At 31.5% G+C, this 18,757-nt stretch carries 22 protein-coding genes; 9 read left to right on the top strand and 13 right to left on the bottom strand.

Annotation, left to right across the window (positions count from 1 at the left end; genetic code table 11):
• Window positions 1-39 precede the first annotated feature (39 nt).
• Window positions 40-195 carry a hypothetical protein gene (locus tag HMPREF2864_RS12120; protein ID WP_002459186.1) on the top strand — a complete coding sequence of 52 codons (156 nt, stop codon included), beginning with the start codon at window positions 40-42 and terminating at the stop codon, window positions 193-195.
• Window positions 196-212: 17 nt separating this feature from the next.
• Here HMPREF2864_RS12120 and msrA read toward each other — a convergent pair whose 3' ends face one another.
• Complete coding sequence (gene msrA / locus HMPREF2864_RS02180; protein ID WP_002459185.1) at window positions 213-725, bottom strand: peptide-methionine (S)-S-oxide reductase MsrA; 513 nt, start codon at window positions 723-725, stop codon at window positions 213-215.
• Between the two features lie 139 nt (window positions 726-864).
• Here msrA and HMPREF2864_RS02175 point away from each other — a divergent pair, with 139 nt between their 5' ends.
• Window positions 865-1,845: an LCP family protein gene (locus tag HMPREF2864_RS02175; RefSeq protein ID WP_002459184.1), complete on the top strand. Its 981-nt coding sequence runs from the start codon at window positions 865-867 to the stop codon at window positions 1,843-1,845.
• 58 nt (window positions 1,846-1,903) lie between these two features.
• Here the strand turns inward: HMPREF2864_RS02175 and HMPREF2864_RS02170 are convergent, their stop codons facing one another.
• On the bottom strand, window positions 1,904-2,089 hold the full coding sequence (locus tag HMPREF2864_RS02170; RefSeq protein ID WP_002459183.1) for a 2-hydroxymuconate tautomerase: 186 nt from the start codon (window positions 2,087-2,089) through the stop codon (window positions 1,904-1,906).
• Window positions 2,090-2,241: 152 nt separating this feature from the next.
• On the opposite strand from HMPREF2864_RS02170, the gene HMPREF2864_RS02165 reads away from it, so the two are divergent.
• A complete protein-coding gene (locus HMPREF2864_RS02165) occupies window positions 2,242-3,504 on the top strand; it encodes a Y-family DNA polymerase (protein ID WP_002459182.1) in 1,263 nt (420 codons plus the stop codon).
• Between the two features lie 115 nt (window positions 3,505-3,619).
• Here the strand turns inward: HMPREF2864_RS02165 and HMPREF2864_RS02160 are convergent, their stop codons facing one another.
• The 9 genes from HMPREF2864_RS02160 to HMPREF2864_RS02120 form a co-directional block, all read right to left on the bottom strand.
• Entirely contained in the window at window positions 3,620-4,711 is a 1,092-nt protein-coding gene (locus tag HMPREF2864_RS02160) for a prephenate dehydrogenase (protein WP_002459181.1), read from the bottom strand.
• 594 nt (window positions 4,712-5,305) lie between these two features.
• Window positions 5,306-6,397: an L-ascorbate 6-phosphate lactonase gene (gene ulaG / locus HMPREF2864_RS02155; protein ID WP_002459180.1), complete on the bottom strand. Its 1,092-nt coding sequence runs from the start codon at window positions 6,395-6,397 to the stop codon at window positions 5,306-5,308.
• Between the two features lie 73 nt (window positions 6,398-6,470).
• A complete protein-coding gene (locus HMPREF2864_RS02150) occupies window positions 6,471-8,147 on the bottom strand; it encodes a BglG family transcription antiterminator (protein ID WP_002459179.1) in 1,677 nt (558 codons plus the stop codon).
• Window positions 8,148-8,179: 32 nt separating this feature from the next.
• Entirely contained in the window at window positions 8,180-8,884 is a 705-nt protein-coding gene (locus tag HMPREF2864_RS02145) for an L-ribulose-5-phosphate 4-epimerase (RefSeq protein WP_002459178.1), read from the bottom strand.
• Between the two features lies 1 nt (window position 8,885).
• A complete protein-coding gene (locus HMPREF2864_RS02140; RefSeq protein ID WP_002478230.1) occupies window positions 8,886-9,749 on the bottom strand; it encodes an L-ribulose-5-phosphate 3-epimerase in 864 nt (287 codons plus the stop codon).
• Between the two features lie 4 nt (window positions 9,750-9,753).
• Window positions 9,754-10,419: a 3-keto-L-gulonate-6-phosphate decarboxylase UlaD gene (locus HMPREF2864_RS02135; protein ID WP_070544861.1), complete on the bottom strand. Its 666-nt coding sequence runs from the start codon at window positions 10,417-10,419 to the stop codon at window positions 9,754-9,756.
• Between the two features lie 48 nt (window positions 10,420-10,467).
• Window positions 10,468-10,947 carry a PTS sugar transporter subunit IIA gene (locus HMPREF2864_RS02130; protein ID WP_002459175.1) on the bottom strand — a complete coding sequence of 160 codons (480 nt, stop codon included), beginning with the start codon at window positions 10,945-10,947 and terminating at the stop codon, window positions 10,468-10,470.
• 24 nt (window positions 10,948-10,971) lie between these two features.
• Window positions 10,972-11,253 (bottom strand): PTS sugar transporter subunit IIB, encoded by a 282-nt coding sequence (locus HMPREF2864_RS02125; RefSeq protein WP_070544860.1) that lies wholly within the window; start codon window positions 11,251-11,253, stop codon window positions 10,972-10,974.
• 37 nt (window positions 11,254-11,290) lie between these two features.
• On the bottom strand, window positions 11,291-12,736 hold the full coding sequence (locus HMPREF2864_RS02120; protein ID WP_002478227.1) for a PTS ascorbate transporter subunit IIC: 1,446 nt from the start codon (window positions 12,734-12,736) through the stop codon (window positions 11,291-11,293).
• Between the two features lie 829 nt (window positions 12,737-13,565).
• Here HMPREF2864_RS02120 and HMPREF2864_RS12275 point away from each other — a divergent pair.
• Complete coding sequence (locus HMPREF2864_RS12275; protein WP_002459171.1) at window positions 13,566-13,718, top strand: M42 family peptidase; 153 nt, start codon at window positions 13,566-13,568, stop codon at window positions 13,716-13,718.
• A gap of 292 nt (window positions 13,719-14,010) precedes the next feature.
• Here HMPREF2864_RS12275 and HMPREF2864_RS02105 read toward each other — a convergent pair whose 3' ends face one another.
• Together HMPREF2864_RS02105 and HMPREF2864_RS02100 are read right to left on the bottom strand one after the other, a co-directional pair.
• Window positions 14,011-14,412, bottom strand: a complete 402-nt coding sequence (locus HMPREF2864_RS02105; protein ID WP_002492661.1) for a ribonuclease HI family protein — start codon at window positions 14,410-14,412, stop codon at window positions 14,011-14,013.
• Window positions 14,413-14,619: 207 nt separating this feature from the next.
• Window positions 14,620-15,324, bottom strand: coding sequence for a queuosine precursor transporter (locus HMPREF2864_RS02100; RefSeq protein ID WP_070544859.1), 705 nt, complete (start codon window positions 15,322-15,324; stop codon window positions 14,620-14,622).
• Window positions 15,325-15,560: 236 nt separating this feature from the next.
• Between HMPREF2864_RS02100 and HMPREF2864_RS11830 the strand changes: the two genes are divergently transcribed.
• The 5 genes from HMPREF2864_RS11830 (at window position 15,561) to HMPREF2864_RS02080 (ending at window position 18,366) form a co-directional block, all read left to right on the top strand.
• On the top strand, window positions 15,561-15,755 hold the full coding sequence (locus tag HMPREF2864_RS11830; RefSeq protein ID WP_002459168.1) for a zinc-finger domain-containing protein: 195 nt from the start codon (window positions 15,561-15,563) through the stop codon (window positions 15,753-15,755).
• A 10-nt stretch (window positions 15,756-15,765) separates the two neighbouring features.
• Window positions 15,766-16,020 carry a NifU N-terminal domain-containing protein gene (locus tag HMPREF2864_RS02095; protein ID WP_002459167.1) on the top strand — a complete coding sequence of 85 codons (255 nt, stop codon included), beginning with the start codon at window positions 15,766-15,768 and terminating at the stop codon, window positions 16,018-16,020.
• A gap of 232 nt (window positions 16,021-16,252) precedes the next feature.
• Complete coding sequence (gene brxA, locus HMPREF2864_RS02090; RefSeq protein WP_002459166.1) at window positions 16,253-16,690, top strand: bacilliredoxin BrxA; 438 nt, start codon at window positions 16,253-16,255, stop codon at window positions 16,688-16,690.
• Between the two features lie 193 nt (window positions 16,691-16,883).
• Window positions 16,884-17,840, top strand: a complete 957-nt coding sequence (locus HMPREF2864_RS02085; RefSeq protein WP_002459165.1) for a thymidylate synthase — start codon at window positions 16,884-16,886, stop codon at window positions 17,838-17,840.
• 40 nt (window positions 17,841-17,880) lie between these two features.
• Complete coding sequence (locus HMPREF2864_RS02080; RefSeq protein WP_002459164.1) at window positions 17,881-18,366, top strand: dihydrofolate reductase; 486 nt, start codon at window positions 17,881-17,883, stop codon at window positions 18,364-18,366.
• Window positions 18,367-18,757: the final 391 nt, after the last annotated feature.

Below are 18,757 nucleotides of genomic sequence, written 5' to 3'. Positions count from 1 at the left end.
TTTAATAAACTTCACTAAACTAAATTAACGAGGTACCTTATGTATAAAGCGATAACAAGACGCAACATATGCCATTTAGTATTAATACTTTCAAACGATATCTCTCATCATATTAATGATATTATTGAAACGATACTCGAAGAAAAAGATTTTGGAATTTTAATTTTAATCTATTTTATTTATATCACAGATTGATTTTAGATAAAGTAACATTAATGTAAATCTGCTTGATAATTAGCACGATCTTGTTGTTCTTTGGCATAGCGCTCAGGATTCTTTTTATAAAAGTCTTGGTGATATTCCTCTGCTTTATAAAAAGTTGAAGCAGGTAAAATCTTTGTGGCAATAGCTTTGTCAGAATATATGGTATGTTGTAATTGCTGAATGTAGTTTTCGGCAATTTTCTTTTGATCATCGTTCGTATAAAAAATAGCTGTTTTATACTGGGAACCTCTATCTTGAAACTGGCCTGCATCATCTAATGGATCAATCACTGAAAAGAAAATTTCAAGTAGTTTATGATATGAAAAAAGTGCAACATCGTATTCAATTTTAACTGTTTCATAATGACCTGTTGTACCTTTTTTAACATCTTCATAAGTTGGATTGTCAGTCGTTCCTCCCATATAGCCTGATGTTACTTTTTCAATACCTTCAAAAGTATCGAAAGGCTTTGTCATACACCAAAAGCAACCTCCGGCAAAATATGCGGTATTTATATTCATTTATACCATCCTCTCATTAGACCTTAGTACCATTTTTTCATAAATATCTTGATTTTTTTAGCTATTTTCTATAACTTTAATGTATATTATAATACATAGATAGCGTATTTTGAAGAAATTAAAATTAAGGTAGGTAGCCATGGCAGAAGAGAAGGAACAAACCAAATACAGAAGAAGTAATGGGACTACTACTTCAACTAAAAAAACTAAAAAACGTATAAAAAAATTACCCATCGCAATATTAATTGTTTTGATTTTACTTGTGAGCTTGATTGTCTATATTACAGTGAGCTATCAAAATGGAATTAAATATGCTGAAGAACATGCAAAGGATGTTAAAATTCATAAATTTAATGGCCCTATAAAAAATGATGGGAAAATTTCAGTGTTAGTGCTAGGTGCAGATAAAGCACAGTCTGGAAAATCTAGAACAGATTCTATGATGATTGTACAATACGATTATTTACACAAAAAAATGAAAATGATGTCTGTGATGCGTGATATTTATGCAGATATTCCTGGATATAATAGCTATAAGCTTAATGCAGCTTATACATTAGGTGGTCCAGAGTTATTAAGAAAAACTTTGAATAAGAATTTAGGAATTAATCCTGAATATTATGCAGTTATTGATTTTACAGGTTTTGAGAAAATGATTGATGAGTTAGCGCCTAATGGGGTGCCTATAGATGTTGAAAAAGATATGTCCAAAAATATTGGCGTGTCATTAAAAAAAGGACACCATCGACTTAATGGTAAAGAGCTATTAGGATATGCTAGATTCCGTCATGATGCTGAAGGTGATTTTGGTCGTGTACGTCGTCAACAGCAAGTGATGCAAACATTAAAGCAAGAATTAGTAACACCTAGCACAGTTTTTAAATTGCCACGTGTTGCAGGTATTTTAAGAGGTTATATTAACACAGATATGCCCGATTCAGCGATTTTCCAAACAGGTATAAGTTTTGGTATTCGTGGAGATAAAGATGTACAGTCTCTGACTATACCAGTGAAAAATTCATACCAAAATATCAATACGAATAATGATGGAAGTGCCTTAGATATTGATAAACAAAAAAATAAAGAAGCTATCAAGCAGTTTTTAGATGATGATAACTAAGTATAGTAAAAACGCCAACTACGCATGTAGCTGGCGTTTTTATCGATTTTAAAGGGTTTTATTGATCAGATTTTCTTATTCCGCCTACACCATAATGATTTTTCTTCATTTCTTCAATAATCACATGAATTGCATCACGATTAGCGCCTGTTGTTTTTTCTACTGCATTAGTGACTTCTGATACTAATGCTTTCAATTGTTCATCAGAGCGACCTTCTATTAATTTTACATTTATGATTGGCATAAATAGCGCCTCCTTTAAAATTTAAGTCTATTTTAGTATAGCATGAAACCTTTATGTTTAGAACAATATTTTATAGAACATTTATTCTTATAAGTATTGAAAAAGAACATTTGTTCGTATATAATTAAAATATCTACAGGGAGGTAGTGGGAATGTATGATTACAATTTATTAGACGATAGGGATGTCTTATGTATTGATCAAAAAAGCTTTTTTGCAAGTGTTTCATGTATAGAGAAAGGTTTAAATCCAAAAACAACAAAGTTAGCAGTAGTAGCAGATACTAAACGACAAGGCTCAGTGGTACTTGCAGCAACACCAAAATTAAAAGAATTAGGTATTAAAACAGGTTCAAGACTATTCGAAATTCCACATCGTAATGATATTTATATTATTAATCCTAGTATGAGGAAGTATTTAAACGTATCTATAGCTATTTCAAAAATAGCATTACGTTATGTTCCAGCTGAAGATTTACATCAATACAGTATTGATGAATTTTTTATGGATGTAACAGATAGTTATTATCGCTTTAATTCTACTGTTACTGCTTTTTGTGAACGCTTAAAAAAGGAAATATATGAAGAAACAGGAATTATGTGTACAGTAGGTATTGGCTCAAATATGCTGTTAAGTAAAGTAGCAATGGATACTGAAGCTAAACATACTATAAATGGTATAGCAGAATGGCGTTATCATGATGTTCCGAATAAATTATGGAATATACAACCTTTGAGAGAATTTTGGGGAATTAATAAACGGACAGAAGTTAAATTAAATAAACGTGGGATTTTTACTGTGGGAGATTTAGCAAAATACCCACATAACCAATTAAAGAAAGCATTTGGAATATTAGGTACTGATTTACATTTACATGCGAATGGAATAGATCAAAGTAAGTTACGAGATAAGCATCATATTACAAATCCTTCAATTTGTAAGAGCCAAATTTTAATGCGAGATTACACCTTTGAGGAATCTAAAGTAGTTATGCAAGAATTAATAGAAGATGTGGCAAGCAGGGTGAGAGCGCGAAAACAAATGGCAAGAACAATTCACTTTTCATTTGGCTATAGCGAAGGTGGTGGCGTGCATAAGCAATATACACTTGAAGATCCGACTAACTTAGAAAAAGAAATATTTAAAGTAGTAAACTACTATGCTAATCATTTATGCGATAAAAAAGTATTATACCGTACATTAAGTGTATCTTTAACACAACTTGTACCTGAAGATCAACGGCAATTGAATTTATTTTTTGATGAATACGAACGTAAACGAGATGAAAAATTAGCTAAAACGATTGATAATTTACACATGAAATATGGTAAAGGCATTGTATCTAAAGCTATATCTTATACTGATTCAGGTACTAAGCACGGACGTTTAGGATTAATGGCAGGACATAAGATGTAATAATTACATTGGGAGTGGGACAGAATTCATGATGAATTCGTAGTCTCACCCCGGCAAGGTTGACTAGGATTGAAAAAATGGTACCAGCGTATTTTCAATCCAATCAACTACTGACTTATGGTACATAGGTATCAAATTCATGCAAAGCTTTAATACCTTTATCACGATCTTCGGGTGTTTTAAAACTGATTTGAAGTGCACCAAGAATATCTTCACGGACTTCTAAAATTTTTAAGTTGCTTATAGAAATGTTATGTAAACTTAGAATATAAGTAACTTGGTTAATCATACCCGGTTTATCCGGAATATCTACAAATAGATCATACGCTGTATTTAATGCGCCTTGTTGTTTAAGGGGTAAAGCATCACGATATGTTTTAGCGTTAGCAAAAAACGCTTGAATTTCTTCGATTTTATCGTTTTGAATTATTGAAGATAATGCTACTAATTGTTGTTGCATATCTTGTATTAAGTTTAGAATGGCTGTTTTATTACTAATTGTAATATCGCGCCACATTTCTGCATTACTACTAGCTATGCGAGTAATATCGCGAAAACCACCAGCAGCAAGTTGTTTAACTAATTTATGTTTTGTAGATTGATTTGCATTTAAATGCACCAAACTAGCTGCAATAATATGGGGTACATGGCTAACAGCTGCAGTGACAATATCATGTTCTTTTGCTGTTGTTTCAATAAATTTAGCTGAAGTAGAGCTAAATAATTGTTTCAAATATTGAGCAGCATCGCGATTTTTAGTTGAATTATAAACGAGAACGTAATATGCATTTTCAAATAAATGCTTTTTAGCATTTAACACCCCAGACTTATGACTACCGGCCATTGGATGGCCACCTACAAGGTGTATATTATGATGCAATAGTCGATTTTCAAATTCTAAAACGTTTGTTTTTGTACTCCCAGTATCAGTAACAATTAGGTTAGCCTGAGTGTTAAATAGATGTAATTGAGCTAAATAACGAATCGTTTGTTGAACAGGCGTTGCAAAAATTAAAACATCTGCTTGTTCAACGGCAATGCGATAATCGGTTATTTTAGTATCAATAATACCCATAGAATATGCTTTTTCTAACTGAGAAATATCTGAATCATATGCAGAGATATGAAGATTACTGTGATAATACTTTAAATTACTTGCCAAGCTACCGCCAATTAAGCCTAGTCCAATAAAAACAATATTGTGCATTAAGAATCACCTTATTCAAAATTTTCAGAATAAAAACATTGTAAAGTAGATGGAGTAATTAATCAAATATAATTAGGGGAGTAAAAGGTATAGTAATCTGTAATTTAAAAAAGGGATATATGCGTGACTGAAAATACTTTAGAAACAATCCAGACACTAATTGAAATTGGTAGTCCAACAAGAAATGCGACAGAAGCAATATCATTAACAGTTAGTTTATTCGACACGGATAATTAATAAAGCTGCATTACTTATAATAGTAAAAGGGAGAACTGTGAAATTCAAACTGAATCAGGAGAAATCTTTATAGGAATAATATATTTTACATGAAACAAATGTTCATGTTTATAAAGACAGCAATAAACAGTCTCTATAGACGATAAACATATGGAAGTGCGCATTGGTGAGAGAACACAATCAGCATAAGAAACTAGAGATTTAGGTATAGAAGTGGGGGATGTATGAGTTTTGATTCAAGGACAAAAATTACAAAATTAGAGTTTATTAAAGCGTGCCAGCAAAATTTCAGGTTTTGCCGACACGCTGTGATAACCGTTTGATAAGTGTTTTTTTATTTATTGCTTTCTAATTCAATTATAATAATGCTTTAAATTGAATATTTGAAGGTTGTTCAAAAGCATCATCAAAACCGCGTGGGTGATGGTATTCTATTTTATCTTTGTCTTCTGGATAAGTATATTTACCACCAACTTCCCATATGAAAGGATGGAATTGATACTGTAAGCGATCTTTGCGCATTTTCCAGAGTTCTATAATTTCATTTGTAGATGCCATGAAATTAGACCAAATATCATAATGTACTGGAATAATTACTTTCGCATTTAAGTTTTCTGCCATACGTAAAAGATCAATCGATGTCATTTTATCTTGAATACCTACAGGATTGTCACCATAGTTATTGAGTACAACATCTATTTTAAAGTCTTTACCGTGCTTGGCAAAGTAATTTGAAAAATGTGAGTCAGCACCATGGTAAATCGTACCACCTGGAGTTTCAAATACATAATTGACTGATTTTCGAGCCATTTCTTCGTCAGTTACTGGAAGTCCTTTTAAATTGTTGTCATTTTCTTCGCTGCCTTCAACTGGCAATGTAACAAGACAAGTTCTATCGAATGATTCTACCGCTGTTACTTTTACATCTTTAAATTCGAAGCTTTCACCTGGCTTTATTGTGATAATACGATCTTCTGAAACACCCCATTCTTTCCAGATGCGGGCACACTCATGCGGACCCACAAATTTAACATGGTTTAATTTTGGGTTGTTGAAGATTGCCGCAGCTGTATTAATATCAATATGATCACTATGGTAATGAGAAACTAGGTAATAATCTAATTCGTTTATCGCAAATGGATCAATAACCATTGGCTGTACACGAAGATTTGGTTGTAGTTTACGAACGCCTGCCATATTGGCCATTTGATGTCCTCGAACCATATCTTTAACTTTTTTAGTAGATTTGCCTCTGTTTGACCATAAGTCCATAACGATATTTGCACCTTCTGGCGTTTTGATCCAGATACCACAATTGCCTAACCACCACATTGCAAAATTACCTTCATTAACAACTTCATTTTCTATTTCTTCATTAAGCCAAGTTCCCCATTCTGGAAAGGTAGATAGAATCCATGACTCTCTTGTAATATCTTTAACATTTTTCATTATTGAATCTCCTTATATCATTATTGTTATTTAAGTATTTCAATGAATCTACTTTCTTTATGCAAATGAAATTTTAAAAATTTTTAGTTTCTAAAGTTTGGATTAATTCTTTGAGAAATAACTTTTCGATTTGATTTCGTAAGTTATATTGTTCACTTTCATCTCTAATATAATGTTTCAATATTAAATCTAGTTGATTAGAAAAATTATAAAAATTTATTTCATTACTTGAATATCTATAAGAAACGATACGTATAATATCTTCATTTGTGAGAATTGGATTAACAAATATTACGGGAATATCCGTTTCGATAGCATCACTTGTAGAAATGATAATATCTGAATTTAAAATTTCTTTAACACTATCGAATTCTTCTAAAGTAAATACAGTATCAATATATGCATTAGATATATAGGACTGGCATTGTTTTAAGAAGAATTTTCTCATGCCAATACCTTCATCGCATATAAGTGTAATTTTTTTAACTGGTATTTCACTATTTGGATTATTGTGAATTGCACCACCAAGATGTATGGCTATATAAGCTATGTCATCATCAGTCATGTGAATTAGCCAAGCTTCTTCAAGTAATGTAATACAACGCTTTGTAACCATGAATAGATAGTTGAACTTTTCTTTAATATTATTTGTAAATTGTGTATCTGAAGGAATATTGTAAGTCTTTTGATAAAGTAAAGATTTACAGTGTGTTAGAAGTTGATTCAACAACATATTTCGTTTTGAAATATTTATATTATATTCATGCTCAAAAAGCGATAAAAATAATTCTAAAGTCTCACGCATATCATCATAATCATTACTAACATTATGAATATCACTATCTTTACGCAATGATAAAAGTAAAAGGGCTATAATATTTTTTGCCATTTGATCAAAAGAAACATTAAATTCAGACTCTAAAGAGGATACAAGCTTTTCAGACACTTTATATTCAATGCGCTCTTGAACAAGTATGAAATCTTTTCTTATCAATTCATAATTGTAAGCATTAATCCCACTGTTATAAGAAACCATTAACAAATAGGGTAGTATTTGTAACATAAACTCACTATCTTTTCGATTAAGTATTTTACCTAAATCATTACTTATTTCTTTTAATAAGGTCTTTAAAAAATCCGTTTTTTCTAATGAGTGATAGTGACTAAAGCTTGTATTAGATAAAAGTTTCTCATGAATCAAAGATTTAAAAGCTTCAGATGATGATTTATGAATTTCATGCAGTATTTTATATATAAATTGAATTTTAGATAACAGATGGCATTCAATATAATATCCTCCAAACTTTTTTACACGTAGATGAATATTAAATTGTTCAAATTCTATAAGTTCTCGAATATTATTGAGATCATTTAGAATCGTATTATGTGAGACATCAACAAGTTCCATAAGTTTGTTGATTGTAATGAATTCATTTGAGATACAAATATATATGATGATTAGCCATTGGCGTTCTTCTATGCTCATAACATATTGCGTTGTATCAGATTTACTTAATAATTCTATACAGGCGCGTTTTTGATCATCGTTTAATAAAATACCAATATGTGGGTAGTTTATTATTTTCTTTGTATCGTCTGGTAATGACTGATTTATTTTTTTAAGGTGATAGTATACTTTACGTCTAGATTGACAAAGATTTTTTGAGATTTCTGTAATTGTTTCTGGTTGTTCAATTTGAATTAAGTAGTCTAGTAGAGTATGACTTGTTTTATCTAAGCTGAGTATCATAAACTATCACCTTTTTATTTAGTATTTTAATGTTATTGCTGACCGTAATAAGCGTTAGTGCCATGTTTTCTTAAATAGTGTTTATCCATAATATAACTTGGTGCATTTTCCACACACGGATTAATTTGTTTCGTATATCTGTTCATCTTGGCGACTTCTTCAAGGACAACAGAATGATAGATAGCTTGTGAAGCATTTTTACCCCATGTAAACGGACCATGATTACTAACGATAACACCAGGAATAGACGTTGGATCAAGTTTTCGTTCTTTAAAAGTTTCGACAATGACTTTTCCTGTTTCTTTTTCATAGGCATCTTCAACTTCATTATATGTCAATGAACGTGTACATGGTATAGGACCATGAAAATAATCTGCATGAGTTGTACCTAAGAATGGAATGTCTAATCCTGATTGTGCCCATCCAACTGCTTCTGTAGAATGTGTGTGTACAATCCCGCCAATTTCTGGCCATGCCTTATATAATTCAAGATGTGTTTGAAGATCAGAAGAAGGGTTAAATGATCCTTCTAATACGTTTCCTTCAAGATCTGTGACGACCATATTTTCCGGTGTGAGTTTTTCATAATCTACGCCAGAAGGCTTAATGACCACAATTCCTAAATCACGATTGATTTCTGATACATTGCCCCAGGTGAATTTAACAAGTTTGTATTTAGGAAGTTCTATGTTTCCATGATATACGTTCTGACGCATTTGTGTTAATGTTTCTGACATACTATTTTAACCCCACTTTCTCAATTAATGGATAAAGAAAAGATTGTGCAGTTTTTATAGCGTAACGTGTTTCTTCAACAGTATCATAATTTTCTGACCACATTTCAATCAGGAATGGGCCATTATAATGAATATCCTTTAATATTTTAAAAAACTTTTCCCATTCTACACAACCTTCTCCAAATGGTACATCTCTGAATTGTCCATTTGAATCTTCTGTTACTGCGTATGTGTCTTTTAAGTGTATAGAGGCAATAGATTGTCTCCCTTTATAAAATTCATCTAAAAGGTTATTGTTCCATGCAGATATATTACCTATGTCTGGATAGACGTATAGAAAAGGGGAATTAATTTCTTTTTCAATGGCAAGATATTTTTTAATTGAATTAATGTATGGATCATCCATTGTTTCGATTGAAAGAATGACTTGAGCTTCTTCTGCCCACGTACAAGCTTGTCGAAGATTCTTTATAAATCGTTTGTGAGTATCTATGGATTTTTCTTCATAATAAACATCATAACCAGCTAATTGAATATTTCGCACACCGATATCTTGCGCAAATTCTATACATTTTTTCATTAATTCCATAGATTTTTCTTCAGTATTAAAATCATTTGACCCCATTGGGAAACGCCTATGACCACTGAAAGTAATCGTAGGTATACGTATGCCTGTTTCGAAAATAGCTTTTACAAGTTCTAGTCTTTGTTCTTTAGACCAGTCTAATCTTGCTAAACGAGTATCTGATTCGTCAATAGATAGTTCGACAAAATCAAAACCGAGTTCTTTAGCGAATTTAAGTTTTTCTATCCACGTATAATGTTTTGGCAATGCTTTTTCATAAATACCAATTGGACGAGACATAATCTTACCCCCAAATACGCTTGATTTCATCTTTAAATTCACGTGCAGCAGATAGTGGGTCTTCAGCTTCTGTAAGACTACGACCAGCAATAAATGTATAAACATCTATACCTTTAAAAAGTTTAAGTGTTTCTACAGATAAACCACCCGTAACAGATACACGGAAGCCCATATCGATTAATTTTTTCACTTTTGAAAGATCTTTTTCCCCCCAACTTTCGCCATCTAATAGAGCATCGCGCGACTGATGATATATTGCTTGTTCAATACCAATATCGAGCCACTTTTGAGCTTCTTCAAAAGTCCAATCTCCATATAATTCAACTTGTATTTCTCCTTGATCACCTCGTTCTTCTTTAATAGCTTTAAGTGCAGCTTTCATTGTTGGTATAGTTGCTGAGCATATACATGTCATCCAGTCAGCTCCTTTTTTGGCGTTGTTTAAAGCTACTGTTCCGCCAGCATCTGCACATTTAGTGTCAGCGACAATTGTTTTATTAGGAAATAGTTTACTTAGTATTTCTACTAGTTCACTTCCTACCTGTAAAAGACAAACTGTTCCAGCCTCAATGATATCAACTTCATTTCCAACGAGTGAAGCAGCTTTAACCGCATCAGACATTGTTGAATAATCTAATGCTACTTGCAATTTAGGTAATTTCTTTGTCATTTCTTTTCCTACTTTCTAATTAAATTTAATATTATTTATAAATAAATTTTAAAATTTAATTCCTTCAAGATAAGGGCTATCTTTAGTTTCTTCAATTATAGAAAGGACTTCATCTTTAGTTTGACAATCATTTAAACGTCTAATTGCATCTTTTAAATCAAAAAGTGCAACAATTTGAGGTATAGCAATTGAATTATGAATTTTCGAGCTCGTTGCAGCCAATGTAAGAAGAATACTGACTTCTTTTCCGTCTGAGAACTTTACGGGTTCGTTAAGAATAATTAATGAGAATGCATCTCTTATTACACCTGCTTCAGGACGAGCATGGGGCATAGCCATTCCAGGAGTTAATATATAATATGGACCATAATGTTCCGTCGATTCAATAATTGCATCGTAATATTCAGGTTTAACAGCACCACTATCGATGAGTGGTTGTACAGATAACTTAACAGCTTCTTTCCAATCTTTCGCAGTTAAACCTAACTGAATTGAATCGTTATCAATCAAAGCTTGTTTTAAATTCATAAGTATTGTGCTCCTAACTAAAAATTATTTTAAAGCTTCTTTTAATTTAGTTTTAATTTCATTGTCATCCATTAAGTTGTCTAAGCCTATGAGTTTGCATTTTGTATAGTCTTTCATCTCTGCAATTAAATGGTTAGAAACGATGACTATATCATAATTATTAGCAATTCCTTTAGCTTCTCCTACTGAGCAAGATGCAGATTCAACATTTAATACATTTAATTCTCTTAATGCGTTTTCAACTTTCATTTTGATAACCATTGATGAACCCATTCCGTTTCCACATGCTGTAAGTACTTTAATCATAAAAATTCCTCCTAAATATAATTAATTATTGTTTTTGTTATTGATGAATCCCTGAATAATAAGCTTCTTTATTTTTAGCGCGTCTAAACTGTAATTGAGGGATAAGTAAAAAGAATGCACAAACCAAAATATAACCAGCAATACCTAAATATTTAAACATATAAGCAAATGGTACCCATGGAATGTCTAAATCGATATTTCCATGATATCCACCTGAAAGGCTAAGTAATAATACTGCTAAAGCTCCGAATGTAACTTGTATTATTCCTGAAATAAATGACAATATTATTGCTGCTCTCCAACCACCACGTTTATCTGCGTATACAGCAATAGCTGCGTTATCGAAGAATACAGGTACAAATCCCGTAATAATAAGTACTGGGTTTTTGAATACGATTAATAAGACAATCATAATGACTTGTCCAATTAAACCACTCACGAAACCGAACAGTACAGCATTTGGAGAACCAAAACCAAATGAAGCTGCTACGTCTACTGCTGGGAATGAACCAGGAAGTAATTTGTTAGAAATACCTTGGAATGCATTTGTTAATTCTCCAACGAACATTCTTACACCTTGCATTAACATAAATAAGTAAACAGAGAACGTGAATGCCGTTTGAATAACGAACATAAAGAATGATTGTTTTTCTGGCACGTATAAAGTACCACTTGTGATGACTTTAGCATTTGATAAAATATCTGGACCTAAGATGAATAAAATGGTTCCAAAGAAAACTAACATTAAAGTAGCTGATGCAACTACTGTGTCATGAAAAATACTTAGAAATTTTGGCAATTTTAAGTTATCTAAATTTTTATCTTTGTTACCCAATTTTGATGCGACTTTGTCTGTAAACCAAATCGCAAATTGTTGTTGGTGACCAATCGCAAATCCACCATTGTTTGTTAAACGTTGTGTAGGTTCAACAGTTAAATTTGAACTTACTGCCCAATATAATCCGCATATTGTACCAATACCAAACGTAGCAAGTAATGGACTTTCACGGAATGTTGGTATCAGTAAAATCATTACCGTAATTGTTGCAGCTTGTTGTACCATAATATGTCCAGTAATAAACAACGTTCTGACTTTCGTGATTTTGCGTAATGCTACTAAAAAGATATTCACAAAAAATCCTACTAAAAGTGCAGATGTCGCAATACCTACAAATTCTGGAAAGTTATTAGCGATTTTGTCATTTGCTGCAGTTAATCCAAAATAAGGGTCGATAACAGCAGCACCAATACTGAATTTGTAATTAAGAGCTGCTAGAATAGGCCGAAATGTTGTGACTAATCCGCCAGCAGCAATATCTAAAATCATGTAGCCTACAGTTGCTTTTACAGCTCCAGCAAAAACAGCATAGTATGGTTTTTTAAGTAAAGCGTAACCGAGCATTACTAACAAACCAACAAAGAAAGCTGGCTTTTGTAAGATATTCTGCGAAAACCAATTTAAGATTATTGGTATATATTCCATATTTATAACCTCCGTAGTATTAAACCTATAATGCATTGATTTACAAGAATTATTATATAAATGAATCCGCTTACATGTAAGGCCAATTTGTACACACAAGAGTGTACAAATATAGTTTTTTAATATTTAATTGTTTTGTTAAAGGTATAAATAAAAATATCGCATGAAATTTATAATTAAACATGACATTTGATTTTTGAATTATGAACACTAATTATATATATTTTTTTAGTATGAACTTATTTATAACAAAACATTCTTTACTTTATTCTTTAACAAGTGTTAGTTGACCAAGTTAATAATTCTTTGGTTTTTACCTATATAAATTAAAAAATATCAAAAACATTAATCCTAAAATAACCAAATAAGTAAGTGAGTTAGGTTCTATAATAAATCGGACGGATGGGGAATTTTTATAACTTTTAAGAGGGTTCATGCTAGATACCAAAGCGCACGCTGAACAGTTAGCTTATCCGACACAGATAACTAATAAAGGTGCATTACTTTAGAAGGCGAGCACAATGTGAAGCAAAGCTATATATATGAACATGTAGATACAATAGCTTGAATGGTTAAAGAAATTAAGGAAGATAGCCGTTTGAACATTGATTTTATTAGTGGATTTAACTTAATAGAAGATGAGAAATGTGAAATTTAAACTGAATCAGGAGGCACATTTACAGGAACAATATGTATACATGAAACAAGTGTTCATGTTTATAAAGACAGCAATAAACGTTCTAAAGATGATAAATATATGGAAGTGCGCATTGGAGTACATAATCAGCACAATAAACTAGAGATTTATGTATAGAAGTGGGGGAACTTTATGAGTTTTGATTCAAGGACACAAATTCCCAAAACGGGGTTTATTAAATCAAGACATCTGGATGATAAGTCAAGTGTAACGATGATTATTGGGTTACTCAAAAAATTAAAACACAATGATGCTACAACATATAACACAATTTTACATTTTTAATAATGAAGCAATAGGCTATGATGCTAATGCTTCAATCTCAGAATATATGATTGAAGTATAGGGCCTTAGAAATGGGGATAATGGGTGATGGTCAATCGCTGGATGAGTATAGAGTTTTAATCAGTGCATAAGATATCTCTGGCTCATATCATAAAGTGCTTAAAAAGCATTTAGCAAAATTATGTGAAGTCAATCATATTCTACTTTAAAATAGATATTTATCCTTATTACGCATCTGACGCATCGGTATTATTGAAGTCGGCTGCCTATATTAAACAAGGCTTATTCTAGATCAATCTTTATTTTTAATATATTGGTAAAGCGCTTGTTTAGCATGATGATTTGCTTCTTTATTTTGTTCTCGAGGAATCCATTTGACAAATAATAAATCAAAACTAGGTTCTAATATTTTGACTTGGTCCAAATACGGTTTAAATTTTATATTTTTTACATTATCTTTTAACATAGCATCTTCGATAAGTTTAGAATCTGTATATAATAAAGCATTTGTCACATTAAGCTCACGTGCATATTCTAGAGCGCGAATAAAAGCTGCCCATTCTGCACTATGATTATCTAAAAGGCCGATATAATGCGTATAAATATGATGATTGTTATCGTCTTTAATAATAATGGCGCAACAGCTTTCACCGGGATTACCATTGGTTGCAGCATCAAAAAATATTTTAGCCATTGAAACAACACCTGCAATACTTTAAATTTATAATACAAATTTATTTTAAGAAATAACTTTGTTTATAGCAATTGAAAATTTATAGATGATATAGAAAAAGAGCGGAATAAAGTCATATGTGACCTCATATTCCGCTCATGTCTATAACTGTTAGGTATAATCAACAAGTTAGTTTATTTAAGTGAAGTCAATAATATTAAATGTATATTAGTAATCTTTATCTAAGTTAGCTATTTTACCTTTACGATACATGGATTTAGCAATGTAACCAAAAGGTACGTTTAATATTGTAGATAAAAGTTTTAATAGGTACGTAGTAATAAAAATTTCAAACACGGCCATACCAGGTAATGTGCCAATAAATGCGATAGCCACGAATAGTGCTGTATCTATAATTGAGCTTAAAGCTGTACTACCATAGGCACGAATAATAAATGTTTTATCCGAACTGAATATCTTTTTAATCATACTAAAAATAAACACATCAACATGTTGACCAATAATATAAGCTATGATAGAACCTAGTGCGATTCTTGGTATAAGATTGAAAATCGTTTCCATGCCACTTTGCGCAATGTCTTCAGGTGCTGGAATGAAATGCAATGACATTTGCATAACAATAATCATAATTAAAGTTGAAGAAAACCCGAGCCAAACTGCTCTTTTAGCTATCTTTCGACCATAAATATCATTTAGTATGTCAGTTGCTAGATAAATCGAAGCAAACATGACATTACCAAGAGTTGCTGAGATGCCAAAAATATGAATTGTTTTTATGACCTGGATATTGGCAACGATTGTACCTATAGCAATCCAAACAATAAGGCCTTGTTTGCCAAAAGCTCGAAACATAAGTACCATTAAAATAAAAGTAACTAAAAAACTTACTGCCCCAAATATCTCATTAAACATAGAAATCCTCCTAAATTTTGATAATGCGGGTGTTTAGAAACCGCTAAAAACAACTTATACATTTTACTTCAAAAAATTCGAATACGCAATTTAAATATAACCACATTTATAACGAATAATAAGTAAAAGCTCGTGGTAATGAGAAATAGAATAATTCAAAATTATAATAAATTAAGCTATAATGTTAACATGTATTTAAAATTAGGTGATATTAAGCCTAAAATGACTTAAAAGGAGTGTCTGATATACTTACACATTCCGAGCAGAATGCAATTCATAAGATAGATGATTTAATGAACACGTATTGTGAACAATGTTTGTTGAAATCACATATAAGAAAGACAGAAGGTAAGACCCAAGCGCATCATTTTTGCATTAATGAATGTTCAGTGGGTAAGCAAATTAAACAAATTGGAAATGAACTGCAATAGGAGGTAAATTATGCAAATTGAAGCAATTAGCGAAACACCGAATCAAAATACAATAAAAATTACGTTGTCAGAAAAAAGAAGTGATAATAAATCAGATACTTACACGCATGCTGCAGATGGACAACCTGAATTTATTAATCGCTTATTTGATATAGAAGGTGTAACCTCTATCTTTTATGTGATGGATTTTATTTCAGTCGATAAGGAAAATGATAAAGATTGGGATGAATTAATTCCTAAAATCCAAGAAAAGTTTAATGCATAAAAGTACCGGTTAAAAATTGATTTATAATATGTCTGACGACGTACTGTTATATCTAATTAAGTTGCTGTTTAATAAATTAGAAGTATTAAAGTCATAGGCTGATCGTTAGTATATGAAGTTAAATTATAAATTAAGATGACAATTTTATATATTCAAAACGGAGCTGAAGGGTTACCTTTGTTTTGAAATAATTTGTAATGTTGAAAGAAGAAAACTATGAGGAGGAAATATCATGAATCCATATGAACAATATATGCGGGAGCTTGCACAACAAATGAAAGCTGAACTTACAGAAAATGGATTTGAAAGTTTAGAAACAAGTGATGCAGTTTCACAATATATGAATCAAGTTGGGGAAGACGATACTACTTTTGTAGTAATCAATTCTACATGTGGTTGTGCAGCTGGTTTAGCACGTCCAGCGGCGGTAGCAGTAGCAGATCAAAATGATAAAAAGCCAACACACAAGATAACTGTTTTTGCTGGTCAGGATAAAGAAGCTACACAAACTATGAGAGCGTATATTCAACAAGTGCCGTCAAGCCCATCTTACGCCTTGTTTAAAGGAACTGAATTAAAACATTTTATTCCTCGTGAACATATCGAAGGACGAGATATTCAAGATATTTGCATGGATATTAAAGATGCTTTTGATGAGTATTGCAACTAAAATCTACAGTCTAAGTTGAAGTGAAATGAACTTCAATTTAGACTTTTTTAAATAAATATAAAAATGTGCGTAATCATTCTAATATTGTATTATTTCTTACTTAGCACTGGAGATTTTCTTTTTAGTCTTTAAAGTTTTCTAGTATAATAAAACTAATATTTAACACATTTTATTTAAGAAAGGAGATTAAATAATGTTAAATCCATTTGATGCTGCATATCATGACTTGTGTGAAGATATATTAGCTATCGGTAAAAATAAAGATGATCGTACGCAAACAGGAACAGTTTCCAAGTTTGGACATCAGTTGCGTTTTGATTTAACCAAAGGATTCCCATTGCTAACGACTAAAAAAGTGTCTTTTAAATTGGTAGCTACAGAGTTACTGTGGTTTATTAAAGGTGATACGAATATTAGATATTTATTACAACACAATAATAATATCTGGAATGAATGGGCTTTTGAAAAATATATTAAATCCTCTGATTATCATGGGCCAGATATGACTAATTTTGGTCATCGCTCATTGGTTGATGATCATTTCAAAGCACAATATAAAGAAGAAATGGCACGATTTAAAGAAAATATTCTCATCGATGATGCATTTGCTAAAAAATATGGAGATTTAGGAAATGTATACGGAAAACAATGGCGCGATTGGGTGGACCAATACGGCAATCACTTTGATCAGTTAAAGACGGTCATTGAACAGATAAAAACCCATCCTAACTCTAGACGTCATATTATTTCAGCTTGGAATCCTGCAGAAGTTGATACAATGGCTTTACCACCATGTCATACTATGTTTCAATTTTATGTACAAAATGGCAAATTAAGTTGTCAATTATATCAGCGAAGTGCTGATATCTTTTTAGGTGTACCTTTTAACATAGCAAGTTATGCGTTATTGACCCATTTGGTGGCGAAAGAATGTGATTTAGAAGTTGGTGAATTTATCCATACATTTGGCGATGCACATATTTATTCTAATCATATAGATGCAGTTCATACACAACTGAGTCGCAGTAGTTTTGAACCACCAACCATTCGTATTAATACGGATAAATCTATTTTTGATATTAGTTATGAGGATATCGAATTGATAAATTATCAATCACATGCAGCGATTAAAGCGCCTATAGCTGTTTGATAAACAAGCATTTAACAACTGAAAGTAAAGGAGTGCAATTATGACATTATCAATATTAGTAGCACATGATCAACAACGCGTGATTGGCTATAATAACGATTTACCATGGCATTTACCTAATGATTTAAAGCATGTGAAAAAATTGTCAACAGGTAATACGTTAGTCATGGGTAGAGGAACTTTTGAATCCATTGGTAAACCTCTACCTAATCGACGTAATGTTGTATTAACACATAATCAAAATTTTCAACATGATGGTGTTGATGTTATCCATTCTATTGATGAAATATATAATTTGCCAGGTCATGTATTTATTTTTGGTGGGCAAAGTCTTTTCGACAAAATGATTGATAAAGTAGATGATATGTATATTACTGTGTTAGAAGGGAAATTTAAAGGTGATACGTTCTTTCCGCCATATACTTTTGAAGAGTGGGAAGTTGCATCTTCAGAAGAAGGTGTTTTGGATGAAAAGAATACAATTCCTCATACTTTTTTACATTTAGTTAGACGTAAGAAAAATTAGAGCTAATGGCGTGGAGCCCCAATTCACAGCTCGCAAAGCTTGATGAAATGCTTTTTAGTATTTTCTCTATGCTGAAGGCATAAAGTCGATCGCTCGCTAAATATAATTTTAGAATTCAGTTTGACTTAAGCTATAAACGTCATTAATGCGTATTTGTAATATAAATCAGTTGTACTTTATAAATAATGTTAGTATGATGCTAACTAAAGTAACAACGTGAGTGTTATGTTTAAATAATTAATCCTAAGTAATAAAGATGCAAATTTGGGTTAGATTTTGTGTCACAAACATGAATAATTAGTTAAATGTTTAAAATAAATAAAAAGTGCAATAGTGAAAAATGTACTTTTGTCAGCTTATAATAACTAACAAATAGACTTTAAAATACGTA

Origin of the sequence: Staphylococcus sp. HMSC059F04 (genome assembly GCF_001812565.1) — a bacterium.
In the GTDB taxonomy this organism is placed as follows: domain Bacteria; phylum Bacillota; class Bacilli; order Staphylococcales; family Staphylococcaceae; genus Staphylococcus; species Staphylococcus lugdunensis.
The sequence above is the reverse complement of the archived record's forward strand: the minus strand, read 5'-3'. Positions and strand labels throughout refer to the sequence as shown.

Excerpts from the sequence above, each read along its gene's own strand:
- HMPREF2864_RS12120 (WP_002459186.1), top strand. The coding sequence starts at position 40 with ATGTATAAAGCGATAACAAGACGCAACATATGCCATTTAGTATTAATA.
- msrA (WP_002459185.1), bottom strand. The coding sequence starts at position 725 with ATGAATATAAATACCGCATATTTTGCCGGAGGTTGCTTTTGGTGTATG.
- HMPREF2864_RS02175 (WP_002459184.1), top strand. The coding sequence starts at position 865 with ATGGCAGAAGAGAAGGAACAAACCAAATACAGAAGAAGTAATGGGACT.
- HMPREF2864_RS02170 (WP_002459183.1), bottom strand. The coding sequence starts at position 2,089 with ATGCCAATCATAAATGTAAAATTAATAGAAGGTCGCTCTGATGAACAA.
- HMPREF2864_RS02165 (WP_002459182.1), top strand. The coding sequence starts at position 2,242 with ATGTATGATTACAATTTATTAGACGATAGGGATGTCTTATGTATTGAT.
- HMPREF2864_RS02160 (WP_002459181.1), bottom strand. The coding sequence starts at position 4,711 with ATGCACAATATTGTTTTTATTGGACTAGGCTTAATTGGCGGTAGCTTG.
- ulaG (WP_002459180.1), bottom strand. The coding sequence starts at position 6,397 with ATGAAAAATGTTAAAGATATTACAAGAGAGTCATGGATTCTATCTACC.
- HMPREF2864_RS02150 (WP_002459179.1), bottom strand. The coding sequence starts at position 8,147 with ATGATACTCAGCTTAGATAAAACAAGTCATACTCTACTAGACTACTTA.
- HMPREF2864_RS02145 (WP_002459178.1), bottom strand. The coding sequence starts at position 8,884 with ATGTCAGAAACATTAACACAAATGCGTCAGAACGTATATCATGGAAAC.
- HMPREF2864_RS02140 (WP_002478230.1), bottom strand. The coding sequence starts at position 9,749 with ATGTCTCGTCCAATTGGTATTTATGAAAAAGCATTGCCAAAACATTAT.
- HMPREF2864_RS02135 (WP_070544861.1), bottom strand. The coding sequence starts at position 10,419 with ATGACAAAGAAATTACCTAAATTGCAAGTAGCATTAGATTATTCAACA.
- HMPREF2864_RS02130 (WP_002459175.1), bottom strand. The coding sequence starts at position 10,947 with ATGAATTTAAAACAAGCTTTGATTGATAACGATTCAATTCAGTTAGGT.
- HMPREF2864_RS02125 (WP_070544860.1), bottom strand. The coding sequence starts at position 11,253 with ATGATTAAAGTACTTACAGCATGTGGAAACGGAATGGGTTCATCAATG.
- HMPREF2864_RS02120 (WP_002478227.1), bottom strand. The coding sequence starts at position 12,736 with ATGGAATATATACCAATAATCTTAAATTGGTTTTCGCAGAATATCTTA.
- HMPREF2864_RS12275 (WP_002459171.1), top strand. The coding sequence starts at position 13,566 with ATGAGTTTTGATTCAAGGACACAAATTCCCAAAACGGGGTTTATTAAA.
- HMPREF2864_RS02105 (WP_002492661.1), bottom strand. The coding sequence starts at position 14,412 with ATGGCTAAAATATTTTTTGATGCTGCAACCAATGGTAATCCCGGTGAA.
- HMPREF2864_RS02100 (WP_070544859.1), bottom strand. The coding sequence starts at position 15,324 with ATGTTTAATGAGATATTTGGGGCAGTAAGTTTTTTAGTTACTTTTATT.
- HMPREF2864_RS02095 (WP_002459167.1), top strand. The coding sequence starts at position 15,766 with ATGCAAATTGAAGCAATTAGCGAAACACCGAATCAAAATACAATAAAA.
- brxA (WP_002459166.1), top strand. The coding sequence starts at position 16,253 with ATGAATCCATATGAACAATATATGCGGGAGCTTGCACAACAAATGAAA.
- HMPREF2864_RS02085 (WP_002459165.1), top strand. The coding sequence starts at position 16,884 with ATGTTAAATCCATTTGATGCTGCATATCATGACTTGTGTGAAGATATA.
- HMPREF2864_RS02080 (WP_002459164.1), top strand. The coding sequence starts at position 17,881 with ATGACATTATCAATATTAGTAGCACATGATCAACAACGCGTGATTGGC.